The organism is Stenotrophomonas sp. STEN029 (assembly GCF_056760015.1).
Map to the genome: position 1 here is coordinate 23,664 of NZ_JBRREC010000055.1, position 7,152 is coordinate 30,815.

A 7,152-nucleotide genomic window follows, 5' to 3' on the forward strand; every position below is an offset into this window, starting at 1 on the left:
GGCGACCCGAAGCGGTACACCTAAAACAACTCGCCGGTGCGGGCGGGCGCAGAAGGAGAAGGATTCTTCCCGGATGCCCGAACCAATCACGGCAATAGAGAGGACATGGACATGGCGCATTTCGAACTGATTGAAAAGATGGCACCGAACGCGGTGATCAAGGTCGTTGGCGTGGGCGGCGGCGGCGGCAACGCCGTGGCGCACATGGTCAACAGCAGCGTGGATGGCGTGGAATTCATCACTGCCAACACCGACTCGCAGGCCATCAAGAATTGTGGCGCCAAGCTGCAGCTGCAGCTGGGCACCAACGTAACCAAGGGTCTGGGCGCAGGTGCAAACCCGGAAGTCGGCCGCCAGGCCGCACTGGAAGACCGTGAGCGCATCATGGACGCCCTGCAGGGTGCGGACATGGTGTTCATCACCGCCGGCATGGGCGGCGGCACCGGTACCGGTGCTGCACCGGTGGTGGCACAGCTGGCCAAGGAAATGGGCATCCTGACCGTGGCCGTGGTCACCAAGCCGTTCCCGTTCGAAGGCCGTCGCCGCATGCAGGTGGCGCTGAAGGGCATCGAGGAGCTGAGCCAGCACGTCGATTCGCTGATCACCATCCCGAACGAAAAGCTGATCACCGTACTCGGCCGCAACGCCACCATGGTGCAGGCCTTCCGCGCTGCCAATGACGTGCTGCAGGGCGCCGTGCAGGGCATCGCCGATCTGATCGTGCGTCCGGGCCTGATCAACGTCGACTTCGCCGACGTGCGCACCGTGATGTCGGAAATGGGCCTGGCGATGATGGGCACCGGCACCGCACGTGGTGATGACCGCGCCCAGGCAGCTGCCGAAGCCGCGATCCAGAACCCGCTGCTGGACGACGTGAACCTGGCCGGCGCCAATGGCGTGCTGGTCAACATCAGCGCCGGCACCGACATCACCATGAGCGAATTCGATGAAATCGGTCGCACCGTGCATGCCTTCGCTTCGGAAGACGCCACCGTGGTGATCGGCACCGTGATCGATCCGGACCTGGGTGACGAGATCAAGGTGACCGTGGTTGCCACCGGCCTGAACCGTGCCGTTGCCAAGAACGCACAGCGTCCGGGCGAGCGCGGCCCGATCAAGCTGGTGCGCAACGCCACCACCGGCCAGGCCGAGTTCGACGAGTACGAAAGCCCGGCCGACGCCGTGGCCAAGGCCGTGGGTCACACCATGGGCATGGGCCTGCGTCGTCCGAGCTCGGACACCGTGTCTGCTTCCACCCCGTCGGCGTCGCCGGCTGCTGCAGAGCTGCCGAATGACTACCTGGACATCCCGGCGTTCCTGCGTCGCCAGGCTGACTGATGCGGTAGCGGGGGCCATCCAGGCCCGACCATCGCTTGCGCCGGCAACGGCGCGGCGGGTCGGACTGGCCGGCTCCTGGATGCAGAGCTGATACGTCGGGGCTGTCCACCCCGATGGAAAGACCATGTCCTTTATCGCCGGGCCAAGGCCGGCCCGGCGATATTTTCGGTACTGGACGGCAGCTGACGGCCGAATCTGACGCTGTAAAGGGCGCGTGTTAACGCGTGTTATTCTTGTTTGTCCCCCTGGCTGCGCCTGCGCGGCCCCTCCGGCCTTACATAAACATGATCCAGCAACGCACTCTCAAGAACACGATCCGCGCCACCGGCGTCGGCCTGCACAGCGGTGACAAGGTCTACATGACCCTGCGCCCGGCACCGGTTGACCATGGCATCGTGTTCCGACGGGTGGACCTGGATCCGGTGGTGGAAGTCCCGGCGCGTGCCGATCTGGTCACCGAGGTCACCCTGTGCACCGGGCTGACCTGTGAAGGTGCCAAGATCCAGACCGTCGAACACCTGATGTCGGCCCTGGCCGGTCTCGGCGTGGACAACGTCATCGTCGAACTGTCCTCGGCCGAGTTGCCGATCATGGACGGTTCTTCCGGCCCGTTCGTGTTCCTGCTGCAGTCGGCGGGCATCGTCGAGCAGGGCGCGGCCAAGCGCTTCCTGCGCATCCTCAAGACGGTGGAAGTACGCGACGGCGACAAGGTCGCCAGCTTTTCGCCGTATGAAGGCTACAAGCTGGGTTTCACCATCCAGTTCGATCACCCGATGATCCCGGCCAAGCAGTCGCGGGTGGAGATCGAGTTCTCCACGGCCGGCTACATCAAGGAAATCTCGCGCGCCCGCACCTTCGGCTTCATGCGTGACCTTGAGTACATGCGTGAGCGCAACCTGGGCCTGGGCGGCTCGATGGACAATGCCATCGTGCTCGACGAGTTCCGCGTGCTGAATGACGACGGCCTGCGTTACACCGACGAATTCGTCCGCCACAAGATCCTGGACGCCATCGGCGACCTGTATCTGGCCGGCGGGCAGGTACTGGGCGCCTACGAGGGCTTCAAGTCCGGGCATGCGCTCAACAACAAGCTGGTGCGCGCCCTTCTGGCCGACCAAAGCGCCTGGGAGTGGGTCAGCTACGACTCGCCGGTGGCCCCCGAGCCGGTGCAGTACGGCATTCCGGCCTACGCCTGAGTTAAATAGCGGTTAGGACGTAAGAGACGTGGCCTTCACAGGTTACGACTAGTCCTAATTGTCATCATTGTGTGAACCCGATCCGGGTTCCAGTCTGAATTTAACTATTAATTAACAAAAGACTAACTCCTTCGCTGCATTCCGCAGCTAGGATTCCTGCTGGCTCCAATCCGGTCCTTTGAACGGTCGGGTGGAGGCCGGGGCCGATCAGGTACCCGGTGGCCCTTCAGGATTTTGTTGATTCGACATCCTGCAGGGCAGCCAAGGCGTCACGCAGTCCTTTGTGCGTGGCTTCGCTTACTGCTGTGCTGCGTTGATCGTTACGCACTGGGGAGTGCGCGGACGCAGTCGCAGTCTTGACGGTCACCCGGGTGGCCTTCAGCCCGATGGATCGGGCCGCGTCGAGCAGTTGGTCTTCGGCAAGCCTTACTTTGGCATGCCACACCGGCGATTCGACGAGAAAAACGAGGTGTTCGCCGTCCACATTGGCCAACCGGCAACGGTTGGCCAGCGCCGGCGGCAAATGGGGGCGCAATTGCCGGTCCATCGCATCGAGCCACAGGGCCCGGCGCAGCGGATTTCCTGCTTTGTCCGCCATCGCCGCTTCCAGCGCCTGTTTGGGCGCGGAACGGGAACGAACACTGGATTTCGGCTCTGACATAAGAATTTTTCAATGACATTTAAAAAGATCGTAATCAAAACGCGTGAACAAAAGGCCAAGACGCCGTTTTCACGTGTTCAGATGTTCTTTGAGGATCGTCCTCAAGCCCTGTTGGGTAGCGTACTTGGCCTTGGTTGCCTGATGGGCGTGGCCCTGAGCTTCGCCATCGGCATGGCCGGCGATGCGGCGCTGCAGTCCAAGGTTGACCATCAGCAGCAGGAGCTGGCCAAGGTTCGCGCCGATGCGCAGACCCAGGTCAACGCACTGGCCGCCCGCCTCGGCGAGCTGCAGGCGCAGGCCACCCGGCTCAACGCCCTGGGTGAGCGCCTGACCCAGATGGGCAAGCTGGAAGACGGCGAGTTCGACTTCCAGGAAACCCCGGGTATGGGTGAAGGCGAGCCCGGCCCGACCCAGGATATCCCGGTCAGCGCGGTAAACACCGACTTACAGGTGCTGGAGCAGCGTTTCGCTGCTTCAGGCAAGCAGTTGTCGGTGATGGAATCGCTGTTGTTCGACCACCAGCTGGAACAGAACGCCGTGCCTTCGCGCATGCCGATCCGCAACACCTACGTCACCTCCAGCTTCGGTGGCCGTGCCGACCCGTTCGGCCGCGGTGTTGGCAACCACAAGGGCATGGACTTCCACGCCCGCGTTGGCGACCCGGTGCTGGCCGTGGCCGACGGTGTGGTCAGCTTCTCAGGCGTGAAGGGTGGGTACGGCAATGTGGTCGAGATCGACCACGGCAACGGCTACAAGACCCTGTATGCGCACAATTCGCGCCTGACCGTGCGCGAAGGCGGTCTGGTGCGGGCTGGTCAGGAAGTGGCCAAGGCCGGCTCCACCGGTCGCTCGACCGGCGCCCACGTGCATTTCGAGGTCTGGCAGAACGGCGTGGTGATGAATCCGCGCAAATTCCTCGGCGAGGGCGGCAATACGCCGGTCGGCCGGCTCAGCCGTGGCTGATGGGTGGCAAGTCAGCTTCGGCTGACTTGTTTTGGGGAGCTTGAATCCCAAGCGTTCGCCCCAAGCTACAATAGGCGTTGCCATCGACAGGGCGCATTGCGCCCTGTTTCGTTTGTGACCGGTGAACCCAGGGGGTGAGCCAGGTCGCACGGCATTTCATTCAAACCGGTTCCTTCAATGATCAACAGCCTGCTTACCCGCGTTTTTGGCAGCCGTAACGAGCGCCAGCTTCGCCAGCTCAACCGTATCGTCGCCAAGATCAATGCCTTGGAGCCGGAGATCCAGAAGCTCTCCGATGACCAGCTGAAGGCCAAGACCCCCGAGTTCCGTGAGCGCATCGCCGCTGGCGAAGCCCTGGACAAGGTGCTGCCGGAAGCGTTTGCGGTCTGCCGCGAAGCCTCCAAGCGTGTGCTGGGCATGCGCCACTACGACGTGCAGCTGATCGGCGGCATGGTCCTGCACCTGGGCAAGATCGCCGAAATGCGTACCGGTGAAGGCAAGACCCTGGTGGCAACGCTGCCGGTCTACCTCAACGCGCTGGAAGGCAAGGGCGTGCACGTGGTCACGGTCAATGACTACCTGGCCCGCCGCGACTCGGCGCAGATGGGCAAGCTGTACAACTGGCTGGGCATGAGCGTCGGCGTGGTCTACCCGGGCATGCCGCACAGCGACAAGCGCGAGGCCTACGGCAGCGACATCACCTACGGCACCAACAACGAATTCGGCTTCGACTACCTGCGCGACAACATGGCGCTGACCCGCGCCGACCGTTACCAGCGCGGCCTGCATTACGCCATCGTCGACGAAGTCGACTCCATCCTGATCGATGAGGCGCGTACCCCGCTGATCATCTCCGGTCCGGCCGACGATTCCCCCGAGCTGTACATCCGTGTCAACCGCGTGGTGCCGGGCCTGGTCAAGCAGGAAACCGAGGAGGGCGAGGGCGATTACTGGGTCGACGAGAAGGGCAAGCAGGTCTTCCTGTCCGAAGCCGGCATGGAACACGCCGAAGAGCTGCTGCGCGAAGCCGGCATCATCGGTGCGGACAACGACAACGGCCTGTACGCCGCGCAGAACCTGACCGTCGTCCACCACCTCAACGCCGCCCTGCGCGCGCACGCCATCTACCAGCGTGACGTGGACTACATCGTGCGTGATGGCGAAGTCGTCATCGTCGATGAATTCACCGGCCGTACCCTGGCCGGCCGTCGCTGGTCCGACGGCCTGCACCAGGCGGTGGAAGCGAAGGAAGGCGTGCCGGTACAGCGTGAGAACCAGACGCTGGCCAGCATCACCTTCCAGAACCTGTTCCGTATGTACAAGAAGCTGTCCGGCATGACCGGTACGGCCGATACCGAAGCGTTCGAGTTCCAGAGCATCTACGGCCTGGAAGTGCTGGTCATCCCGACCAACAAGCCGACCGTGCGCAAGGACTACCCGGACCAGGTGTTCCTCAACCGCAAGGGCAAGTTCAACGCGGTGCTGGCCGACATCGAAGAATGCGCCAAGCGCGGCCAGCCGGTGCTGGTGGGTACCACCTCGATCGAAACCTCGGAAATGCTGTCCGAGCACCTGCGCAAGGCTGGCGTGAAGCACGAAGTGCTCAACGCCAAGCAGCATGACCGCGAAGCGACCATCGTCGCCAACGCTGGTCGTCCGGGCTCGGTCACCATCGCCACCAACATGGCCGGCCGTGGTACCGACATCGTGCTCGGCGGCTCGCTGGAAACCGAACTGCACGAGCTGGGTGAAGACATCAGCGACGAGCAGAAGGCCGCACTGAAGGCGGCGTGGCAGGAACGTCACGAAGCAGTCAAGGCGGCTGGCGGCCTGCACATCGTCGGCACCGAGCGTCACGAATCGCGCCGTATCGACAACCAGCTGCGCGGCCGTTCCGGTCGTCAGGGTGACCCGGGTTCGTCCCGTTTCTACCTGTCGCTGGAAGACAACCTGATGCGCATCTTCGCCTCTGACTGGGTGCAGAAGGCGATGCGCATGATGGGCATGAAGGAAGACGACGTCATCGAAGACCGCATGGTCAGCCGCCAGATCGAGAAGGCACAGCGCAAGGTTGAAGCGCACAACTTCGACATTCGCAAGAACCTGCTCGACTTCGACGACGTCAACAATGACCAGCGCAAGGTGATCTACGGCCAGCGCGATGAGTTGCTGGACGCCGAGTCGGTCAAGGAAAACATCGACGGCATCCGCGGCGACGTGATCTATGACCTGGTCTCCCGTTTCGTGCCGCCGAACTCGGTGGACGAGCAGTGGGACCTGCAGGGCCTGCAGGCCACGCTGGAAGGCGAGTTCGGCGTGGAGATGGACGTGGTTGGCCTGGTCAAGGCGCACGAAGAACTGGATGCCGAGGCGATCGTGCAGAAGGTCATCGACCGCGTGGACGAGCACTTCGCGCAGAAGGAAGCGGCGGTTGGCGCCGAGACCATGCGCGCACTGGAAAAGCACGTGATGCTGACCGTGCTCGACCAGAGCTGGAAGGAGCATCTGGCCCGCATGGATTACCTGCGCCAGGGCATCTACCTGCGTGGTTACGCGCAGAAACAGCCCAAGCAGGAGTACAAGAAGGAGGCCTTCGAGCTGTTCTCGCAGATGCTGGAGGACGTCAAGCGCGAAGTGATCACCATGTTGTCGCGCGTGCGCGTGCGCAGCGAGGAAGAAGTAGCGGCAATGGAGCAGTTGGAGCGCCAGCAGGCCGAAGCACGCCTGCAGATGTCGCAGTTCCAGCACCAGGACAACGGCGGCTACAGCGCCGACGAGGAAGCAGCGGAAGTGATCGACGAGGCCAACGCGCCCAAGGTCGGCCGCAACGACCCGTGTCCGTGCGGAAGTGGCAAGAAGTACAAGCACTGCCACGGTCAACTGAACTGATAGAAAGCCCCGCCAAGTGCGGGGCTTTTTTTGGGCATCTGCCCCTGTAGTGCCGAGCCATGCTCGGCATGGGCTTCACCGGTAGTGCCCCTGCCGAGCATGGCT

At 63.0% G+C, this 7,152-nt stretch carries 5 protein-coding genes; 4 read left to right on the forward strand and 1 reads right to left on the reverse strand.

The window, feature by feature from the left end:
• Window positions 1-111: 111 nt before the first annotated feature.
• The gene (ftsZ, locus tag ACVOLI_RS12835; protein ID WP_296247249.1) at window positions 112-1,338 is read left to right on the forward strand and encodes a cell division protein FtsZ; all 1,227 of its coding nucleotides are present in this window, start codon (window positions 112-114) and stop codon (window positions 1,336-1,338) included.
• 284 nt (window positions 1,339-1,622) lie between these two features.
• Window positions 1,623-2,534, forward strand: coding sequence for a UDP-3-O-acyl-N-acetylglucosamine deacetylase (gene lpxC / locus ACVOLI_RS12840; RefSeq protein WP_481614708.1), 912 nt, complete (start codon window positions 1,623-1,625; stop codon window positions 2,532-2,534).
• 226 nt (window positions 2,535-2,760) lie between these two features.
• Here the strand turns inward: lpxC and ACVOLI_RS12845 are convergent, their stop codons facing one another.
• Window positions 2,761-3,195 (reverse strand): DciA family protein, encoded by a 435-nt coding sequence (locus ACVOLI_RS12845; protein WP_282266380.1) that lies wholly within the window; start codon window positions 3,193-3,195, stop codon window positions 2,761-2,763.
• Window positions 3,196-3,207: 12 nt separating this feature from the next.
• Here ACVOLI_RS12845 and ACVOLI_RS12850 point away from each other — a divergent pair, with 12 nt between their 5' ends.
• Together ACVOLI_RS12850 and secA are read left to right on the forward strand one after the other, a co-directional pair.
• Complete coding sequence (locus ACVOLI_RS12850; RefSeq protein WP_282266381.1) at window positions 3,208-4,158, forward strand: M23 family metallopeptidase; 951 nt, start codon at window positions 3,208-3,210, stop codon at window positions 4,156-4,158.
• A 177-nt stretch (window positions 4,159-4,335) separates the two neighbouring features.
• Window positions 4,336-7,047 carry a preprotein translocase subunit SecA gene (gene secA, locus ACVOLI_RS12855; protein ID WP_296247242.1) on the forward strand — a complete coding sequence of 904 codons (2,712 nt, stop codon included), beginning with the start codon at window positions 4,336-4,338 and terminating at the stop codon, window positions 7,045-7,047.
• Window positions 7,048-7,152 lie beyond the last annotated feature (105 nt).